Origin of the sequence: Enterobacter cloacae complex sp. 370H10, from assembly GCF_050031535.1 — a bacterium.
GTDB lineage: Bacteria > Pseudomonadota > Gammaproteobacteria > Enterobacterales > Enterobacteriaceae > Enterobacter > Enterobacter intestinihominis.
This window is the reverse complement of sequence record NZ_JBLGWG010000001.1, coordinates 2,367,772-2,385,433: the sequence shown is the minus strand read 5'-3', so window position 1 is coordinate 2,385,433 and position 17,662 is coordinate 2,367,772. Positions and strand designations below refer to the sequence as shown.

17 protein-coding genes are annotated in these 17,662 nt (G+C 56.8%); 4 read left to right on the top strand and 13 right to left on the bottom strand.

Annotated elements, in window-relative coordinates; genetic code table 11:
* Nucleotides 1-11: 11 nt before the first annotated feature.
* The 7 genes from urtE to ACQG2Q_RS11765 all read right to left on the bottom strand — a co-directional run bounded on the left by urtE (nt 12) and on the right by ACQG2Q_RS11765 (nt 7,328).
* Nucleotides 12-710, bottom strand: a complete 699-nt coding sequence (urtE, locus tag ACQG2Q_RS11795) for an urea ABC transporter ATP-binding subunit UrtE (protein WP_023300094.1) — start codon at nt 708-710, stop codon at nt 12-14.
* Between the two features lie 9 nt (nt 711-719).
* Nucleotides 720-1,517: an urea ABC transporter ATP-binding protein UrtD gene (gene urtD / locus ACQG2Q_RS11790; RefSeq protein ID WP_023300093.1), complete on the bottom strand. Its 798-nt coding sequence runs from the start codon at nt 1,515-1,517 to the stop codon at nt 720-722.
* Nucleotides 1,517-2,590: an urea ABC transporter permease subunit UrtC gene (gene urtC, locus ACQG2Q_RS11785; RefSeq protein ID WP_023306186.1), complete on the bottom strand. Its 1,074-nt coding sequence runs from the start codon at nt 2,588-2,590 to the stop codon at nt 1,517-1,519. Before urtC ends, urtD begins: the two co-directional genes overlap by 1 nt.
* On the bottom strand, nt 2,590-4,164 hold the full coding sequence (gene urtB, locus ACQG2Q_RS11780) for an urea ABC transporter permease subunit UrtB (protein WP_063849037.1): 1,575 nt from the start codon (nt 4,162-4,164) through the stop codon (nt 2,590-2,592). The genes urtC and urtB overlap by 1 nt, the downstream gene beginning before the upstream one ends.
* A 22-nt stretch (nt 4,165-4,186) precedes the next feature.
* Nucleotides 4,187-5,458: an urea ABC transporter substrate-binding protein gene (gene urtA / locus ACQG2Q_RS11775; RefSeq protein WP_063849036.1), complete on the bottom strand. Its 1,272-nt coding sequence runs from the start codon at nt 5,456-5,458 to the stop codon at nt 4,187-4,189.
* A 199-nt stretch (nt 5,459-5,657) separates the two neighbouring features.
* A complete protein-coding gene (locus ACQG2Q_RS11770) occupies nt 5,658-6,761 on the bottom strand; it encodes a cobalamin-independent methionine synthase II family protein (protein WP_023306183.1) in 1,104 nt (367 codons plus the stop codon).
* A gap of 156 nt (nt 6,762-6,917) precedes the next feature.
* Entirely contained in the window at nt 6,918-7,328 is a 411-nt protein-coding gene (locus tag ACQG2Q_RS11765; protein ID WP_063849035.1) for a rhodanese-like domain-containing protein, read from the bottom strand.
* A 73-nt stretch (nt 7,329-7,401) separates the two neighbouring features.
* Here ACQG2Q_RS11765 and ftrA point away from each other — a divergent pair, with 73 nt between their 5' ends.
* Nucleotides 7,402-8,397 (top strand): transcriptional regulator FtrA, encoded by a 996-nt coding sequence (ftrA, locus tag ACQG2Q_RS11760; protein WP_063137738.1) that lies wholly within the window; start codon nt 7,402-7,404, stop codon nt 8,395-8,397.
* 148 nt (nt 8,398-8,545) lie between these two features.
* Here ftrA and ACQG2Q_RS11755 read toward each other — a convergent pair whose 3' ends face one another.
* The gene (locus ACQG2Q_RS11755) at nt 8,546-8,908 is read right to left on the bottom strand and encodes a hypothetical protein (protein WP_015570547.1); all 363 of its coding nucleotides are present in this window, start codon (nt 8,906-8,908) and stop codon (nt 8,546-8,548) included.
* Nucleotides 8,909-9,150: 242 nt separating this feature from the next.
* Between ACQG2Q_RS11755 and ACQG2Q_RS11750 the strand changes: the two genes are divergently transcribed.
* Nucleotides 9,151-9,384: a DUF2554 family protein gene (locus tag ACQG2Q_RS11750; RefSeq protein WP_232934480.1), complete on the top strand. Its 234-nt coding sequence runs from the start codon at nt 9,151-9,153 to the stop codon at nt 9,382-9,384.
* On the opposite strand, the gene ACQG2Q_RS11745 is transcribed toward ACQG2Q_RS11750, so the two are convergent.
* Both ACQG2Q_RS11745 and ACQG2Q_RS11740 read right to left on the bottom strand, forming a co-directional pair.
* The gene (locus tag ACQG2Q_RS11745) at nt 9,381-11,345 is read right to left on the bottom strand and encodes a peptidase U32 family protein (RefSeq protein WP_046621572.1); all 1,965 of its coding nucleotides are present in this window, start codon (nt 11,343-11,345) and stop codon (nt 9,381-9,383) included. The genes ACQG2Q_RS11750 and ACQG2Q_RS11745 overlap by 4 nt on opposite strands.
* Nucleotides 11,346-11,425: 80 nt before the next feature.
* Nucleotides 11,426-11,953: a helix-turn-helix domain-containing protein gene (locus tag ACQG2Q_RS11740; protein WP_063200277.1), complete on the bottom strand. Its 528-nt coding sequence runs from the start codon at nt 11,951-11,953 to the stop codon at nt 11,426-11,428.
* Between the two features lie 92 nt (nt 11,954-12,045).
* On the opposite strand from ACQG2Q_RS11740, the gene ACQG2Q_RS11735 reads away from it, so the two are divergent.
* Nucleotides 12,046-13,212 carry a benzoate/H(+) symporter BenE family transporter gene (locus ACQG2Q_RS11735; protein WP_063849034.1) on the top strand — a complete coding sequence of 389 codons (1,167 nt, stop codon included), beginning with the start codon at nt 12,046-12,048 and terminating at the stop codon, nt 13,210-13,212.
* Here the strand turns inward: ACQG2Q_RS11735 and ACQG2Q_RS11730 are convergent.
* Entirely contained in the window at nt 13,192-14,064 is an 873-nt protein-coding gene (locus ACQG2Q_RS11730; RefSeq protein WP_063849033.1) for a helix-turn-helix domain-containing protein, read from the bottom strand. The genes ACQG2Q_RS11735 and ACQG2Q_RS11730 overlap by 21 nt on opposite strands.
* Before the next feature lie 174 nt (nt 14,065-14,238).
* Here ACQG2Q_RS11730 and ACQG2Q_RS11725 point away from each other — a divergent pair, with 174 nt between their 5' ends.
* Nucleotides 14,239-15,135 carry a DMT family transporter gene (locus ACQG2Q_RS11725; protein WP_063849032.1) on the top strand — a complete coding sequence of 299 codons (897 nt, stop codon included), beginning with the start codon at nt 14,239-14,241 and terminating at the stop codon, nt 15,133-15,135.
* 33 nt (nt 15,136-15,168) lie between these two features.
* Here ACQG2Q_RS11725 and ACQG2Q_RS11720 read toward each other — a convergent pair whose 3' ends face one another.
* Together ACQG2Q_RS11720 and ACQG2Q_RS11715 are read right to left on the bottom strand one after the other, a co-directional pair.
* The gene (locus tag ACQG2Q_RS11720) at nt 15,169-15,843 is read right to left on the bottom strand and encodes a DUF3313 domain-containing protein (protein ID WP_022648086.1); all 675 of its coding nucleotides are present in this window, start codon (nt 15,841-15,843) and stop codon (nt 15,169-15,171) included.
* Nucleotides 15,844-15,978: 135 nt separating this feature from the next.
* Nucleotides 15,979-17,574, bottom strand: a complete 1,596-nt coding sequence (locus tag ACQG2Q_RS11715) for an ABC transporter substrate-binding protein (RefSeq protein ID WP_046621579.1) — start codon at nt 17,572-17,574, stop codon at nt 15,979-15,981.
* Nucleotides 17,575-17,662 lie beyond the last annotated feature (88 nt).

Genomic DNA, 17,662 nt, shown 5'->3' with positions numbered 1-17,662 from the left:
AGTATAACATTTCAGATCGCAACCAGTCCGCGAACCCCCTCCTGCTCCATGTTCTCACCGCGCCCTTGCTGGACGATGCTGCCGCGCGACATCACCAGATAGCTGTCGGCCAGCTCCGCCGCAAAATCATAAAACTGCTCCACCAGCAGGATCGCCATATCCCCCCGGTTCGCCAGGCTGCGGATCACCTGCCCAATCTCTTTAATCACCGACGGCTGTATACCTTCCGTGGGTTCATCCAGGATCAGTAACCGTGGACGGCTCGCCAGCGCGCGACCAATCGCCAGCTGCTGCTGCTGACCACCGGAAAGATCGCCTCCGCGACGGTGTTTCATCTCCTTCAGCACCGGGAAAAGCTGCCAAATCTCCTCCGGCACGCTCCTTGCGTTTCCCGCGGAGAAGCGCGACAGTCCCATCAGCAGGTTTTCTTCTACGGTCAGACGCGGAAAAATCTCCCGCCCCTGCGGAACATACGCCACGCCGGACTGCACCCGCTGGTGCGGTTTACTGTGAGTGATGGTCTTTCCCTGCCAGACCACCTCCCCGGCTTTCACCGGGATCAGCCCCATCAGGCACCTCAGCAGTGTGGTTTTCCCCACCCCGTTGCGCCCCAGCAGGCAGGTAACTTCCCCGACCACCGCCTCAAAGCTCACCCCGCGCAGAATATGACTTCCGCCGTAGTACTGATTCAGCTCGTTAACCTGTAACATTACCTCTCCTTAGCGTCCCAGATAGACGTCGATCACCTGCTCATTGGCCTGTACCTCGCGAAGCGAGCCTTCGGCCAGTACGCGCCCCTGATGCAGCACCGTGACGTGGTCGGCGATGGTCTCGACGAAGCCCATATCGTGCTCAACCACCATCAGCGAATGCTTGCCTGCCAGAGTTCGGAACAGCTCGGCTGTGTATTCCGTCTCTGCGTCGGTCATACCGGCGGCGGGTTCGTCCAGCAGCAACAGATGCGGATCCTGCACCAGCAGCATGCCGATCTCCAGAAACTGCTTCTGCCCGTGGGAAAGCAGCCCGGCGCGGCGATCGCGCTCGCTGCCAAGCCGTAGCAAAACCAACATCTCGTCAATGCGGTCGCGCTGCTCGCCGCTGAGTGTTGCCCGCAGGCTCGCCCAGACGGACCTGTCGGCTTTCATGGCGATTTCGAGGTTTTCCCCTACGGTCAGCGCTTCAAACACGGTCGGCTTCTGGAACTTACGGCCAATGCCCTGACGGGCAATGGCCGCCGGTTCAAGGGCTGTCAGATCGATGGACTGATCGTAAATAGCCTTCCCGCTTTTTGGCCGGGTTTTGCCGGTGATCACGTCCATCAGCGTAGTTTTACCGGCGCCGTTAGGGCCAATGATGCAGCGCAATTCTCCAATGCCGATATTAAGTGAGAGATCGGTCAACGCCTGAAAACCATCGAAACTGACGTTAATGGCCTCGAGCTGTAACACCGGATCGGTCTGCTCACGGTAACGATCGCCCGGTAGCTGGCGGGTAAAGAGTCCTTCAGAGGGCTGCATTAATTCTCTCCCTTACGAAACAGACCGAACACGCCGCGCGGTAAAAAGAGCGTCACGGCGATGAAAATCAGCCCAAGAAACAGTTGCCAGTACTCCGGCATCGCCACGGTGAAAAAGCTCTTCGCACCATTGACCAGCGCCGCACCAATCACCGGGCCTACCAGGGTGCCGCGCCCGCCCAGCGCCACCCAGATGGCCGCTTCAATCGAGTTGGTCGGCGACATTTCACCCGGGTTGATAATACCCACCTGCGGAACGTACAGCGCCCCCGCCAGACCACACAGTACGGCGGAAAGCGTCCAGACCAGCAGCTTGAAGCCGCGCGGATCGTAGCCGCAGAACGTCAGACGGTTTTCCGCATCGCGCACCGCCGTTAAAATGCGGCCAAATTTACTCTTCGCCAGGGCGTAGCCTGTGCCCAGGGCCAGAAGCAGCAGCATGACCGTTGCGAGAAACAGCGCGATCCGCGTGGTGGTCGCCGTGACGGAAAACCCGAGCAGCGTGGTAAAGCCGGTAAAGCCGTTATTGCCGCCAAAGCCGGTTTCGTTGCGAAAGAACAGCAGCATGCCCGCATAGGTCAGCGCCTGGGTCATGATGGAAAAATAGACCCCTTTGATCTTCGAGCGGAAAGCAAACCAGCCGAAGACCAGCGCCAGCAGGCCGGGGATCGTCACGATTAACACCAGCGCCCAGGCAAAATGCTGCGTTCCCCACCAGAACCAGGGCAGTTCGCTCCACGAGAGAAACGACATAAACGCGGGCAGCCCGTCCCCGGCCGCCTGGCGCATCAGGTACATGCCCATCGCATAGCCGCCCAGGGCGAAGAATATGCCGTGCCCCAGCGAGAGCATACCGGCATAGCCCCAGACCAGATCGAGGGCCACGGCGACAACCGCGTAGCAGAGGATCTTGCCGATAAGCGTCAACATCCACGTCGAAACGGCCAGCGGATGGGTGGCGGGTAACAGCGCGAGAAAAGGCAGCACCAGCAGCGCCGCAACCAGCAGACTGCCGAAGATTTGCGCGGTGCGCGGTGCCCTGCGCGCCAGTGTTAAGGTCAATGGCTGGCTCATCAGTCTGTCACCCTCCCTTTAAGTGCGAATAACCCCTGCGGACGTTTCTGGATAAACAGAATGATCGCCACCAGAATCAGGATCTTGCCCAGCACAGCGCCCATCTGCGGTTCAAGAATTTTATTGAAGATCCCCAGACCAAAGGCCGCCGCGACGCTACCGGCCAGCTGGCCGACGCCGCCGAGCACCACCACCAGGAACGAATCGATGATGTATCCCTGGCCCAGCTCCGGCCCCACGTTCCCCAGCTGGGACAACGCCACGCCGCCCAACCCGGCAATGCCGGACCCGAGGCCAAATGCCAGCATATCTACCCGTCCGGTGGGAACGCCGCAGCAGGCCGCCATGCTGCGGTTTTGCGTCACCGCCCGCACGTTGAGACCCAGACGCGTTTTGTTCAGAATGAGCCAGGTGAAGAACAGCACCAGCAGTTCAAAGCCGAGCACCACAATACGGTTCCAGGGCAGCGTCAGGTTGGCGAAAACCTGCACCCCGCCGGACAGCCATGCCGGGTTAGCGACCTCAAGGTTCTGGGCGCCAAAGGTCATGCGGACCAGCTGGATAAGCAGCAGGCTTATCCCCCAGGTGGCGAGCAGGGTTTCCAGCGGGCGGCCATAAAGATGGCGTATCACCGTGCGCTCCAGCACCATTCCGATGCCTGCGGTCAGGCAAAACGCCACCGGCAGCGCCACCACCGGATAGAGCGCCAGCCACTGAGGCATCCACTGCGCCATTACCTGCTGCACCATCCAGGTGGCATACGCCCCGAGCATCAGCATTTCACCGTGAGCCATGTTAATCACCCCCAGCAGACCATAGGTGATAGCCAGCCCGAGCGCGGCCAGCAAGAGTACCGACCCCAACGACAGGCCCATGAAGGCCTGCCCCAGCAGTTCGCCCCACATCAGCCGGTGCTGAATACGCTCCAGGCTCTCAGCGGCGGCGGCACGTACCCGTGCGTCCGGCTCGGTTTGCGTCCGGGTGAACGGCGTCAGCGTGGCCTGCACGTCCGGATCGTCAGACTGTCCCAACAGCTCAACAGCCTTGAGCCGTACTTCAGCCTGTGGGCTCGTCAGCTGGAGGTTTGCCAGCGCCAGCATCAGCGACTGTCGGGCGACGTCGTCCGTTTCGCTACTGGCACGCTGTTGCAGAAAGCCGAGCATATCCGGCTGGGCGTCACGCTGAAGTTGCCGCGCGGCATGACGCCTTTCGGTGACACTGTCACTGACAAGCTGATGCGTCGCCAGCGCCGTGACGGTTAACACGCGCAGTCGGTTGGTCAGCCGCACGGCTTTGGTCGATCCTTCGGCGCTTTTTGCCGCGCCCAGGGCAACCATTTCGCCGTCGATGCGGGTAAATGCCTTCTTCTGGCTGTCGGTATAAAGGTTCTCCTGTTGCAGCGCCTTAAGCAGCGGCAAACGTGCAGGTTCCGGCGTGGCTGCCCAGCGGGTCAGCATGGCGGTTTGCTGGCTGCGGCTAGCGGCAACGAAATCATCGGCATCCGATGCCTGCGCCATCCCTGGCAGCAGTCCGGTAAGCCACACAATCGCAATCATCATGCGTATGGCGTTCATGACGTCTCTCCCTGGTGGTGGCTTAGTTGCTGGCGGTTTTCATCGGCTGGTCAGGCTTTTTGTCATTCCCGGCGATAAACGGGCTCCACGGTTGAGCGCGTACCGGCTGTTCGGTTTGCCAGACGACGTTGAACTGGCCGTTGCCTTCAATTTCACCAATCATGACGGGCTTATGCAGGTGGTGGTTGGTGGCGTCCATGGTCAGCATAAAGCCGGACGGCGCGTTGAACGACTGGCCCGCCATTGCCGCGCGCACTTTGTCCACGTCGGTTGTTCCCGCTTTTTCAACCGCCTGCGCCCACATATGCAGGCCAACGTAAGTCGCTTCCATCGGATCGTTGGTGACCACGGTATCGGCATTCGGCAGCTTATGGGCTTTCGCGTAGGCTTTGTAAGCCGCGACAAAGGTCTGGTTGGTCGGGTTGTCGACGGATTCAAAGTAGTTCCACGCCGCCAGGTTACCCACCAGCGGTTTGGTATCAATGCCGCGAAGTTCTTCCTCGCCCACCGAGAACGCCACCACCGGCACGTCTGTGGCTTTCAGCCCCTGGTTCGCCAGTTCTTTATAGAAAGGCACGTTGGAATCACCGTTGATGGTGGAGACCACTGCCGTTTTGCCGCCTGTGGAGAACTTTTTGATACTGGCGACGATGGTCTGGTAATCGCTATGTCCAAATGGGGTGTAGACCTCTTCAATATCTTTATCTTCAACGCCTTTCGAGTGCAGGAAGGCGCGCAGGATCTTGTTAGTAGTGCGCGGGTAAACGTAGTCCGTACCCAGCAGGAAGAAGCGCTTCGCGCTGCCGCCGTCCTCGCTCATCAGGTACTCCACCGCCGGGATCGCCTGCTGGTTAGGCGCCGCGCCGGTATAGAAGACGTTAGGTGACATCTCTTCCCCTTCATACTGCACCGGATAGAACAGCAAACCGTTCAGCTCCTCAAAAACCGGCAGAACCGATTTACGCGATACGGAGGTCCAGCAGCCAAACACCACGGCGACCTTATCCTGGCTCAGAAGCTGGCGGGCCTTTTCGGCAAACAGCGGCCAGTTGGATGCCGGGTCAACCACCACCGGCTCCAGCTTTTTCCCGAGCACGCCGCCTTTAGCGTTGATTTCATCGATGGTCATCAGGGCGACATCTTTCAGGGGCGTTTCTGAAATGGCCATCGTGCCGGAGAGAGAGTGCATAATCCCGACTTTAATGGTCTCTGCGGCCTGGACGCCAAAGCTCATTCCCATGGCGATGACGGAGGCGGACAAGGTGAACGCTTTAATAAAGGTACGACGGTGCATATTTTCACTCCTGAAAAGAAAGCTGTGCGAAGACGTCCGTTACCGCCGGACGCAGAAAAAAGTAACGCCAGTTTCAGGAGAGCAAAAACAGTGCCAGGTTGCAGAGACAGGATTTTAAAGGGATCGAAGAGAGGAGTGACGGGAAACGACTCAGAATGGTACAGCGCTGCACTGTAATAATGCAGCGCTGTAAACGGCGTTACCAGACGTCGCTGGCGATTTTCGTCACGAGGCGAACTTTATCCCACTGCTGGGCTTCGCTCAGGCTGTTACCCTCTTCCGTAGAAGCAAATCCGCACTGCGGGCTGAGGCAAATCTGCTCTTTCGCCACGTAGCGCGCAGCCTCTTCCAGACGCGCTTTCACCCCTTCCGGGTTCTCCAGTTCACCGTGTTTGGTGGTGATCAGCCCCAGAACCACCTGCTGTTTACCCGGGCGCACAAAACGCAGTGGCGCGAAGTCCCCGCTACGGTCGTTGTCGTACTCCAGGAAGAACGCGTCGACGTTCACCGTGCCAAACAGCACCTCCGCCACCGGCTCATAGCCGCCCTCGGAAATCCAGGTTGAGCGGAAGTTGCCGCGGCAGACGTGCAGCCCGACGGTCAGATCGTCCGGTTTGCCCTCCAGCGCCTTATTCAGCACCCGGGCATAAGTTCGGGCAAGTTCGTCTGCATCGTCACCGCGCTCGCGGATCTGGCGGCGCTGGTCCTCCGAACAAAGATAGGCCCAGACGGTGTCATCCAGCTGCAGATAGCGGCAGCCTGCATCGTAAAAGGCCCGAATGGCATCGCGCCAGGTGGTCGCCAGATCGTCAAAGTAATCCTTCAGATCCGGGTAGACCGTAGCATCAATATCCTTGCGGCCACCGCGGAAGTGCAGCACGCTCGGGCTCGGAATGGTCATCTTCGGCTGTGCATTACCGCTAATGCTTTTGAGGTAGCGGAAATCTTCCAGCATAGGATGATCGCCGAAGCCCAGTTTGCCCGTTACGCGCACGCCATGGGCTTTAGTCTGCACCCCGTTGAACTGAATGCCCTGCTGGGAATCATAACGCTCCACGCCCTGTAGCCCGTCAAAGAAGTCAAAGTGCCACCAGGCGCGGCGGAATTCACCGTCCGTTACCACATGCAGACCGCAGGCGCACTGCTGCTCGACAACATGACGAATGGCCTCGTCCTCAACCGCGCGAAGCTGCCCGGCATCGATTTCACCGCTGGCAAATTGCAGACGGGCCTGTTTAATGGCATCCGGGCGTAAAAAACTGCCGACTACATCGGCGCGGTACGGGGCATGGTGTCGCTGCATGGAAATCTCCTCTGTCTGTCGGCGTTAATTGCCCACAGTGATAATTCATCTCTTGAATCTTTAGACTTCTGGATGTCTAAACGTCCTGAAAAGATGTCATACCGGCTCGCCGCCGACAAACGAGAAAATTTCATCTGTGTTGAAATAAATTCATGTTCACAGAGCGGGTGATGAAGATCCTGCAAACGCGAACCGCTCATCTTCCCAGCCGGTCATGCCCCCGAGCATAATCTTAACCGGCAGACCCAGACGCGCCAGCTTCAGCGCCCCCCTGTCCGCCCCGTTGCAGTGCGGGCCTGCACAATAGACGACAAACAGCGTGCCCTCCGGCCACGCTTTCATCCGCTCTGCGGTGATCTGGCTCCAGGGTAAATGCAGCGCGCCGGGCAGATGCCGCCGGGCAAAATGTTCAGGCTTTCCGACAACGTGCAGCAGAACAAAGTCCTGCTCACCGCTGGATACCGCGTGATGGACATCGGCGCAGTCCGTCTCGACACTCAGACGACGTAGAAAATGTCCCACAGCTTCCTGCGGCTCAGCAGCCGGAAATTCAGTAACATAGCTCATGAATCTTCCTCATTTGTGGTGTTTGTGTTAACACTACTCTATCCCTTAATTCAGCCCATGAATGCGTCCGCCTATGCCAGAAAACAGCAAAAAGATGACAAACTTAAGACATCCCTCGCCGCGCGCGGTCGTGCTGGCATATGACGGTTTATGTACCTTTGAGTTTGGCGTGGCGGTAGAAATCTTTGGCTTGCCGCGCCCGGAGATGGGCGATGACTGGTATCAGTTTGCCGTGGCGAGCGTGGATGATGGCGAACTCCGGGCAACGGGCGGGATCCGTATTCTGGCCGATGGCGATCTGGGTCTGCTGGAGACGGCGGATCTGGTTGTCGTTCCCGGCTGGCGAGGGCTGGACGAACCCGTACCCGAAGCGCTCTGCCAGGCGCTCCGCGCGGCGCATGCCCGCGGCTGCCAGCTACTCTCGATCTGTTCTGGCGTTTTCGTTCTGGCAGCCTCAGGCCTGCTTGACGGGCGGAAGGCGACCACCCACTGGCGCTATACGCAAGCGCTGAAAACACGCTATCCCGCCATTACCGTGGTCGAAGATGTGCTCTACCAGGACGAAGGCGATATTCTCACTTCCGCCGGAAGCGCCGCGGGGATTGATCTGTGCCTGCACGTGGTGCGCCGGAATTACGGTATGGAAGTGGCAAACCGCGTGGCGCGTCGGCTGGTGATCCCGCCCCATCGGGACGGCTCGCAAACCCAGCAGCTTAGCCGACCGGTGGCTCAGTTGCGGGAGAGCCAGCGCCTCGGCCAGTTGTTTGATTATCTTCACCAGCATCTGGCTGTTTCCCATACCGTCGAATCGCTGGCCCTGCGGGTGGGTATGAGTCAGCGCACCTTTCTGCGCCGTTTCCAGGACGCGACCGGAACAACACCCGCGCGCTGGTTATTGACTGCGCGATTGCAGCGGGCAAAAGATTATCTCGAAAACAGTCGGCTCAGCATCGACAATATTGCGGAACAAACCGGATTTGGACAAAGCGCCACGCTGCGCCACCATTTCCGGCAGCAATTTGCGCTTTCACCCGCGCAATATCGCAAACAATTTTTACCAGTACGATAAACGGGCAAAAAAAAACCGCCATAATCTGGCGGTAAATGCTTGCATGGATAGATTTGTATTTTGGTATCTACGCTCCGGTATTCCATACCGGGATGTGGATCACCTGCAATCTACCACTGTGAGCCTCAACGAAGCATAAACGAATCGATTAACCCGCTTTGGTATTAATTTGCAGATAACGCATCAGCCCCTGCTCTGCACTCTGGCGGGCATCATCATTAATCGCTTCGAGATAAAACGCACGAGAGACCCCATACGGCGCCTGCTCGGATGGGTAAACAGCGAACTGGAAGGTTTTGCCCCTCGCCTTATTGGTACAGCCCAGCTCCCAGCGATCTTCACTTACCTGGGTGCTATTACATTCGACACGTCCGTAATCGCTGGTTAAATACGATCCGACACGGCTTTTTGCTGACTGAATATATTCTGGTTCTTCATTTGAATAGATGCTGGCCGCAGCACCCACCGCAACCACTACGCCCAGAAGTGATAGCACGATTATTTTTTTCATTTATTCGATCCAATCCTTAGCCAGAAAAATCTTATTGTAAATGATTTCCCAATAAATCTAGCTTCTCTTTGCATACCAGAAATGGGAGTTTACAACGGCGATATTGCTTTTAAGAATAGTCTTAAGTGAGTTTTATGGCGACCACAATTTTTGACAGTCTATTTTCTCAAATTTAAAGAGTCGAATAATTACTCTATGAAATTATCCCTACGATGACCGTAGCGTATTTTCGGGGGTAAAAGATGTTAAGAAAAGGCTTTTCGCTACTGCTGCTGATTAGTGCCCTGTTCTCAGGGCAGATTATGGCGGAGCACAAAGGGCATGAATTTGTGTATGTGAAAAACGCCGACCATCAGCTTCGTCATGAAGCTGACAGCGACGAGTTACGCAGCGCAGCAGAGGAGTCTGCGGAGGGGTTGCGCGAGCACCATGCCTGGCAGAAATCGCGCAAACCGGATACCCACTCTGCGGGTTAGCTGCCTTTACGCTTCGGCAGGGTCTTCATCAAATCGTCAGGGCTGACGGAGGCCACAATGCTGCCCGGAGACGGCATTTTGAAGATGTGATTCTTCATCTTGCCTATAACGTGCATTTCACACGGACGGCAGTCAAACTTCAGCGTCAGTACTTCATCGCCATTCACCAGCTGCATCGGCGTCGCTTTCCAGCTTTTAATATTCCCTTTCGCCTGTTTCGGACAAAGGTTAAAGGCAAACCGCAGGCAGTGTTTGGTGATCATCACCGGCACATCGCCCTTCTCTTCATGCGCTTCATACGCGGCGTCAATCAGCTGCACGCCGTGACGATGGTAAAACGCACGCGCTTTGTGGTTGTAAACGTTCGCAAGGAAAGAGAGATGCGTGTCCGGGTAGACCGGCGCAGGCACCGCTTCGGCCTTACGACTGCCGCGCGGATAGTTTGCCAGGCGTGCTTCATCCAGCATCTCAGCCGTTTCACGGCGGAACTGGTTCAGCAGGCTGTTCGGCACGAACAGCGCATCCGGCAGATTCACCTCAATATTGCGCGCATAATAAATGGTCTGCCCGAGCTTCGCTACGCCATCCTTGAGGCTGCTAAGCGCTTTCTCCGCATTGTTCGCCACCTCGAACAGGCCGTCGAGCGTATGCGTCACGCTGATGCCGTCTTCGCAGGTCATGGTCAGGATCAGCTGCTCTTCCCAGCCACCTAGCGCGATATCCACCGCAATGCGACGCTCGCTGGAGGTCTTGAGCAAGGCCTGCTGCCAGTTGTGATCCAGGTTACGGTTCAGCGCCGCATTCGGGCGGGCTTTGTAAAGGTCGGCAGGCATTTCGTTCGGCCAGACGCGATAACGATTTTCGCCGGTTTTCTCCACCGTATTGGCGCGAAAACCAACCACTTCACGTTTGATCATCACGTTGAGACCATCGCCGTTCGCCAGCGGCTCTGTAACCTGAACGTCAAGATGATCCTTCGCCACTTTCAGCACTTCACCCACCGGCAGACCGATAAACTTCGGTGAATCGAACGCGCCAATATCCCCTTTGCGCGCATTAACGAAATAATCCGTACTGCCGCGGTGGAACGTTTTGTCCGTCGATGGAATAAAGAAATGCTCTGTACGACCGGCGGACGCGCGCGCCAGGTCACCGCGATCCTCGATGATGGCATCCAGCATCTGACGATAATGGGCGGTGATATTTTTCACGTAGCTCATGTCCTTGTAGCGGCCTTCAATTTTGAAGGAGCGTACGCCGGCATCGATCAGCGCGCCGAGGTTTGCCGTCTGATCGTTATCTTTCATCGACAGCAGGTGTTTCTCGAATGCCACCACGCGGCCCTGATCGTCTTTCAGGGTATACGGCAAACGGCAGGCCTGAGAGCAGTCGCCGCGGTTAGCGCTGCGCCCCGTCTGGGCGTGAGAGATATTACACTGCCCGGAATAGGCCACGCAAAGCGCACCGTGGATAAAGAATTCAATGGTCGCGTCTGTGGCCTGGTGGATATCGCGGATCTGGTTCAAGTTCAGCTCGCGCGCCAGAACAATCTGCGTAAACCCGACGTCTGAAAGAAACTTCGCCTTCTCAACGGTGCGGATATCGCACTGGGTGCTGGCGTGCAGCTCAATTGGCGGGATATCCAGTTCCAGAACACCCATATCCTGAACGATCAGAGCGTCAACGCCGGTCTGGTAGAGATCGGTAATAAGACGCTGCGCGGGCTCCAGCTCATCATCATGAAGAATGGTGTTCAGGGTCACGAACACCTTCGCCCCGAAACGGTGGGCGAACGGTACCAGTTCGGCAATGTCGCGCAGGCTATTGCTGGCGTTATGACGGGCACCAAAGCCTGGGCCGCCAATGTAGACGGCATCCGCACCGTGAAGAATGGCTTCACGGGCAATGGCGGCGTCGCGGGCCGGGCTTAGCAGTTCAAGATGATGGGGGTGCAGGCGCATACTTCGTCGTTATCCGTTATGGTCAAAATGGCGGCTATTGTAGTCAGAAGTCTGTGCCAGTGAAACCGTTTTGCAACGCTTTAGCGGGGATAATGGATCAGAGAGTGAAAAAGCACCGTCCGGGTGCTGCTGTTACGGTACGCGTGCGGTTTATCGCCGGCAAAACGCACGCCGGAATCAGCGTATAGAGTGCGCCAGACACCGTCAATCTGCATGTCCAGCTCACCGCTTATCACCACCACGTGTTCAATCACCCCGGCTTCGTGCGGCGTGGACTCACTCAGCGCGCCGGGCGACAGGGTGATGGAGAAATGGTCGAACTTAAGCTGTTCATCCCAGGGGAAAAGCGGTTTCACCACCATCGCCTGCTGCTGCGGATCGAACACCGCCTGCGGTTCGCTCTCTGGAGTGATAAACGCCGAAAAAGGTACGTTCAGCCCGGTGGCAATTTTCCACAAGGTTGAGACCGTCGGGCTGGACTCATTGCGTTCGATTTGCCCAAGCATCGCTTTCGACACGCCCGTCTCTTCCGCCAGTTTCGACAGGCTCCAGCCCCGCGCCTGACGCAGCGCTTTCAGTGTGGTTGCCAGATGTTGAGTGATATCCATGGTTCCTCCCGTTGCAGCAAAGCATACCACTTGTACGCTATAGCGCACAGTGATACCTTATCCCGGACGTTATAACGCACAACGGAGTTCACATGCGATCGACTGCCTCTCTCTTTCCTGCCGTGCTGGCTGGTTTTGTTGCCGTTCTGGTGGGCTACGCCAGCTCTGCCGCCATTATCTGGCAGGCGGCTGCGGCGGCGGGCGCCAGTACACAGCAAATCGCCGGATGGATGACCGCGCTGGGGCTCGGGATGGGGATCAGCACGCTTGCATTGTCGTGGTGGTATAAAGCCCCGGTGCTGACCGCCTGGTCGACTCCTGGCGCGGCGCTGCTCGCCACCAGCCTGCAAGGCGTGACGCTGGCGGAAACCATAGGGGTATTTATATTTGCGAATGCGCTGATTCTGCTGTGCGGCGTCACTGGCCTGTTTGCCCGGTTGATGAAACTGATCCCGCACTCGCTTGCCGCCGCTATGCTGGCAGGCGTGCTCTTACAGTTTGGCCTGAAGGCATTCAGCAATCTTGAGGGACACGTGCTTCTTTGCGGCAGTATGCTGGCCGCATGGCTGGTGGCTAAAGCCGTGGCGCCCCGGTATGCCATTGTCGCCACGCTGCTGGTGGGGGTGTTCGTGGCCTGGGCTGGAGGTGACGTTGTCACGAATAAAATGACGTTATCGCTGATCATGCCGGAATTCATTGCCCCTGCGTTCACCTTCACCAGCCTGATCAGCATCGGCTTACCCTTCTTCCTGGTGACCATGGCGTCGCAGAATGCGCCCGGCTTCGCCACCATGCAGGCATCGGGCTATCCGCTGGCGGTCTCACCGCTGATCGTTGCCACCGGCGGGCTGGCGCTGCTGTTGTCCCCCTTCGGCGTCTATTCCATCTGCATCGCCGCCATCACCGCCGCCATCTGCCAGAGCCCGGACGCCCACCCGGATGCCAGTAAACGCTGGCTGGCAGCGGCGGCCGCAGGTGGGTTTTATCTGCTGGCGGGGGTGTTCGGCGGGTCGATTTCGGGGCTAATGGCCGCCCTGCCGCTGAGCGGCATCCAGACGCTGGCCGGGCTGGCCCTGCTCGGCACTATCAGCGGGAGTTTGTATCAGGCACTGAATCATGAAGCAGAGCGCGACGCGGCGATCGTCACCTTCCTGATGACCGCAAGCGGCGTCACGCTCCTGGGAATTGGCTCCGCTTTCTGGGGGCTGGTGCTGGGTGGGATCTGTTACGCTGTCTTCTCACGCCTTCGCCGCGCGTAGCTGTGACGGCGTGATGCCGGTCATGCTGCGAAAACGGTTACTGAAATGGCTGGCGGAGTTAAATCCGCAGGCCAGCGCGATGTCGGTGAGCGGCGTGGTCGTGTGCTGAATCAGCGCTTTGGCCTTCTCCATTCGGCGCTGCATGACGTACTGATGCGGCGCCAGCCCCATCGACTGGCGGAACATCCGCGCAAAGTGATACTCACTGAGTGCGGCCTGGCCCGCCAGTTCCGCCAGCGTTAAGGGTTGCGCCAGATTTTCCTCGATAAAGGCCAGCACGTTGCGCAGCACAAACGGCGATAACCCGCCGGTCACCACCGGTAACTTCCACTGGACGCTGGAATAGTGATGGACCAAATGCGTCAGCAATAAGGTCGACGCAGTGCTCAGGGTGAGCTGATTGGCGTTTTGCTGCCAGTCGCAGCCGAGCAAAAACTGGCGATAAAGGGCGGTGATTTTCGGATCGCTGCCGAAGATTTTTTCCTCCAGCGTCAGCGATAGCGGTCGTTTATCCCAGATTTTCTCCCCCACGTCCCGCAGGTGTTCATCGGTGCAGTAGAGGTGCACGAACGATAGGTCGTCACGAATATCCCACGTGGATTCGCTCTCTTCCGGCATCAGACAAAAACGGTCCGGCCCACCGCCATTTTTCCAGCCACCCGGCGTTTTTTGATAGCTTTCATAGCCATCCGCCACGTACAGGCTAAGGGTGTGATGGTTGCTTTTCACGGTGATCGTGTCGTGCTTGTTGTACCACGCCGCCAGTTGAATGCCAGTATTGAGCGCGACGGTTTCCCGCAGCACTGCATTTTTTTGGCGTAACGTTTCAAAGGTGTCGTAAACGAGAGACATGGCCGTAAACAGGTGATTAATCAGACTGTCAGTCTAAGAAGTGTTGCAGCCTGTTACCAGCCATTGTGCGAGAAAAAAGCGCAAGAATTTGCAAGTCCGGCGCAAGGCGATGAAAGCCGGGGCCCCCTTCTTTCGCCACACTGTTGTTTTCCGCGGTATGAGAAGAGAGACACCATGAACGCATTACTCTATGGGCTGGTTGTTGTTATCTGGGGCACGACCTGGATCGCCATTTTTTTACAACAGGGGCCGGTTGCAGCGCCGGTCTCCATTTTCTGGCGCTTCGCCGTGGCCAGCGCCACGATGATGATCGTCCTGGTCGCCCTTCGTCGCCTGCGCAGGCTGGCGCTGCGGGATCATCTCTATTGCATGCTTCAGGGTTGCTGCGTTTTCTGTTTCAACTTCTGGTGCTTTTACACCGCCGCCGCCCATATCAATACCGGCCTTGAGTCGGTGATTTTCTCGATGGCCGTACTGTATAACGCCATCAACAGCTTTATCTTCTTCGGCCAGCGTCCACCCGCACGCTTCTGGACGGCGGCAGCGCTGGGGCTTATCGGGATCATTACCCTGTTCTGGAACGATCTGCTCGCCAGCGGCTGGAACGCGTCATTGCTTACGGGCATCGGGCTTTCCGCCCTCGGCACCTACGGCTTTTCGCTGGGGAATATGATCAGCATGCGTCATCAGCGAAACGGGCTGGAAACCATGACCACCAACGCCTGGGCGATGCTGTATGGCACCGTCGTGATGGGCCTTATCGCTCTATTAAGGGGCGAAAGCTTTATGCCGGAATGGACGGTGAGCTATATGGGGGCGCTGCTCTATCTTGCTCTGTTTGGCTCGGTGATTGCCTTCGGCGCCTACTTTACGCTGGTAGGCCGCATTGGTCCCGGTAAGGCCGCGTACAGCACCCTGCTGTTCCCGCTGGTGGCGCTGTCGATTTCAACGGTGTACGAGGGTTACGTGTGGCATATCAACGGGATCGTCGGCCTGCTGTTGATTTTAGGGGGAAATATGGTGATGTTTACGAAACCGGAAACCTGGTTCCGCCGCCTGCTGACGGCATAAAATAACGGCCTGCGTAGATGCAGGCCGTTTTTATTATTTTGCTGTCTGATGGACATCAAACATGGTGGCATCGGTCGCCATATCATCCACAACCTGTTTCAGTGTGGCGAATCCCAACGGCGTGTTCTCATTGGCAAGCTCTTTACCTTCACCTTTACGAACAACTTTAACTACCGGTTTGTTCGTGGCGGCATCAATCAGCTCACCTTCAAAGAAAAGATGCGTATCCATGGTGCGATGGCCAGTTGCCATCTGCGTACCCGCAACCAGCAGCGCGACGGGCACCACTTCATAGAACTGCAAACCTTCTTTCTCTGAGCTCACACCCGTGATGGCGCCGCGGAAGATCAGGCTGTGTTTGCCCGGCGTCGTCACAATTGGCTTACGCTGGCCAATCGCGTTTTTTAATGTGTTATTGGTGTAACTCAACAATTCATCAAGCGTTTTTTGCCCAAGCTGTGTGGTTGGCTTTGGTGTCGGATAATAGGTTATCGGGGTCCAGATAATACTGTCGTAGTTCGCCGGATCATAGGAAGGATCGACCCAACGCAAGGTTGGTTTCCCGGTTGCTGATGTCATCTCCTGCAAGTCAGAGTAATCTTTTAAAAAGCCTGAATATTGATCGGGGGCTGCGACTTTTGACGCACAGCCAGAAAGGGCCAACAGGCCAGAAAGCACTGCAACTTTAAAAAAAGTGGAAGTACGCATGATGGAGTTCCGAGTTATCTGCAAGTATGCACTTGAAGTTATAACAAAAAACAGAGGGAAATGTTGTGGCAAAAAATGACGGGGAAGGCACAAATTGTAAAAATAGTGCCCGGACCGGATCCGGGCAGAAAAATATTACTGTTTTATATCTACCTGCCAGAACAGATGTTTGCCGAAGGGATCGATTTCATAGCCCGTGACCTCTTTTCTGACTGGCTCAAAAATGGTCGAGTGGGCAATCATAACCGCCGGCATTTGATCGTGCATCATCTGCTGCGCCTGCTTGTACAGCGCCACGCGTTTTTCGCGATCGGTTATCGATTTTGCTTCGGCAATCAGGTTATCAAACGGCTTATAGCACCATTTGGCCGAGTTCGACCCGCCGTTGGCGGACGTACAGGTAAACAGTGGTCCGAAGAAGTTATCCGGATCGCCCGTCGCCGTTGTCCAGCCCATCAGCGCAGCCTGATGCTCCCCGCCCTTCACGCGCTTCAGGTATTCGCCCCATTCGTAGGTCACGATTTTGGTCTGCACGCCTACTTTCGCCCAGTCCGCCTGGATCATTTCAGCCATACGCTTCGCGTTCGGGTTATACGGCCGCTGCACGGGCATAGCCCACAGATCGATGCTTACGCCGTTGGCAAATCCCGCCTCCTTTAACAGCGTTTTCGCTTTTTCTGGATCGTAATCGTAGTCTTTCAGCTCGCTGTCGGCACTCCAGACGCCAGGCGGCAGCAGGTTTTTCGCCGCCGTGCCGGTGCCGTGGAAGACCGCCTCAATGATGGCCGGTTTGTTAATCGCCATCGCCAGCGCCTGGCGCACTTTTACGTTATCCAGCGGCGGCTTTTGCGTGTTAAATGCCAGGAAACCGGTATTCAGACCGGCCTTGCTCATCAGGTTGATGTCTTTGTTAGCCTTCATACGCGGCAGATCCGCCGGGTTTGGGAACGGCATCACCTGGCACTCATTCTTCTCGACTTTGGCAAAACGCACCGAGGCGTCCGGCGTGATGGTGAACACCAGACGATCCAGCTTCGATTTTCCCTGCCAGTAGTCCGGGAAGGCGGTAAAGAGGATGCGGGAATCCTTCTGATATTGCGCCAGCTTAAACGGCCCGGTGCCAATCGGCTGCATATCAACCTTTTCAGGCGTGCCCGCTTTCAGCATGGCATCGGCATACTCCGCCGACAGGATGGAGGCAAAATACCACGCCAGATCGGCAACAAACGGCGCTTCCGGGTGCGCCAGGGTGAAGCGCACGGTGCGATCGTCAACCTTATCAATGGCGGTAATCAGGTTGCCGAACTCCAGACTTTCGAAGTTGGAATAACTGCCGTTGGAGACGTTATGGTAGGGATGATTCACATCCTTCTGGCGCATAAACGAGAAAATCACGTCATCCGCGTTGAAGTCGCGCGTCGGCGTGAACAGTTTATTACTGTGGAATTTCACCCCTTTGCGCAGGTGGAAGGTGTAGACCTTACCATCCTCGCTCACCTCCCAGCTTTCCGCCAGGCTCGGCACCAGTTCGGTAGTGCCCGGTTTGAAATCGACCAGACGGTTATAAACCGGTACGGCGCTGGCGTCCACGCTGGTCCCCGACGTATAGAGCTGAGGATTGAAATTTTCCGGCGATCCTTCGGAGCAATACACCAGCGTTTTTGCCGCGACGGTGGAACTGACCGTCAGCGCAGCAAGCGCCAGCGTTATCATTGTGAATGTGCTTTTCATCATTTATTCCTGTCTTTTTAATTCGACGGCTAATTACTTCTTTTGCCATTTCATAAATAACATTAAAGTGATGGCGCAAACACATGAA

Coding starts and splice junctions, on each gene's coding strand:
- urtE (WP_023300094.1), bottom strand. CDS start 710: ATGTTACAGGTTAACGAGCTGAATCAGTACTACGGCGGAAGTCATATT.
- ACQG2Q_RS11770 (WP_023306183.1), bottom strand. CDS start 6,761: ATGCAGCGACACCATGCCCCGTACCGCGCCGATGTAGTCGGCAGTTTT.
- ftrA (WP_063137738.1), top strand. CDS start 7,402: ATGCCAGAAAACAGCAAAAAGATGACAAACTTAAGACATCCCTCGCCG.
- urtB (WP_063849037.1), bottom strand. CDS start 4,164: ATGAACGCCATACGCATGATGATTGCGATTGTGTGGCTTACCGGACTG.
- ACQG2Q_RS11725 (WP_063849032.1), top strand. CDS start 14,239: ATGAACGCATTACTCTATGGGCTGGTTGTTGTTATCTGGGGCACGACC.
- ACQG2Q_RS11730 (WP_063849033.1), bottom strand. CDS start 14,064: ATGTCTCTCGTTTACGACACCTTTGAAACGTTACGCCAAAAAAATGCA.
- urtC (WP_023306186.1), bottom strand. CDS start 2,590: ATGAGCCAGCCATTGACCTTAACACTGGCGCGCAGGGCACCGCGCACC.
- urtA (WP_063849036.1), bottom strand. CDS start 5,458: ATGCACCGTCGTACCTTTATTAAAGCGTTCACCTTGTCCGCCTCCGTC.
- ACQG2Q_RS11750 (WP_232934480.1), top strand. CDS start 9,151: ATGTTAAGAAAAGGCTTTTCGCTACTGCTGCTGATTAGTGCCCTGTTC.
- ACQG2Q_RS11735 (WP_063849034.1), top strand. CDS start 12,046: ATGCGATCGACTGCCTCTCTCTTTCCTGCCGTGCTGGCTGGTTTTGTT.
- urtD (WP_023300093.1), bottom strand. CDS start 1,517: ATGCAGCCCTCTGAAGGACTCTTTACCCGCCAGCTACCGGGCGATCGT.
- ACQG2Q_RS11720 (WP_022648086.1), bottom strand. CDS start 15,843: ATGCGTACTTCCACTTTTTTTAAAGTTGCAGTGCTTTCTGGCCTGTTG.
- ACQG2Q_RS11745 (WP_046621572.1), bottom strand. CDS start 11,345: ATGCGCCTGCACCCCCATCATCTTGAACTGCTAAGCCCGGCCCGCGAC.
- ACQG2Q_RS11765 (WP_063849035.1), bottom strand. CDS start 7,328: ATGAGCTATGTTACTGAATTTCCGGCTGCTGAGCCGCAGGAAGCTGTG.
- ACQG2Q_RS11740 (WP_063200277.1), bottom strand. CDS start 11,953: ATGGATATCACTCAACATCTGGCAACCACACTGAAAGCGCTGCGTCAG.
- ACQG2Q_RS11755 (WP_015570547.1), bottom strand. CDS start 8,908: ATGAAAAAAATAATCGTGCTATCACTTCTGGGCGTAGTGGTTGCGGTG.
- ACQG2Q_RS11715 (WP_046621579.1), bottom strand. CDS start 17,574: ATGAAAAGCACATTCACAATGATAACGCTGGCGCTTGCTGCGCTGACG.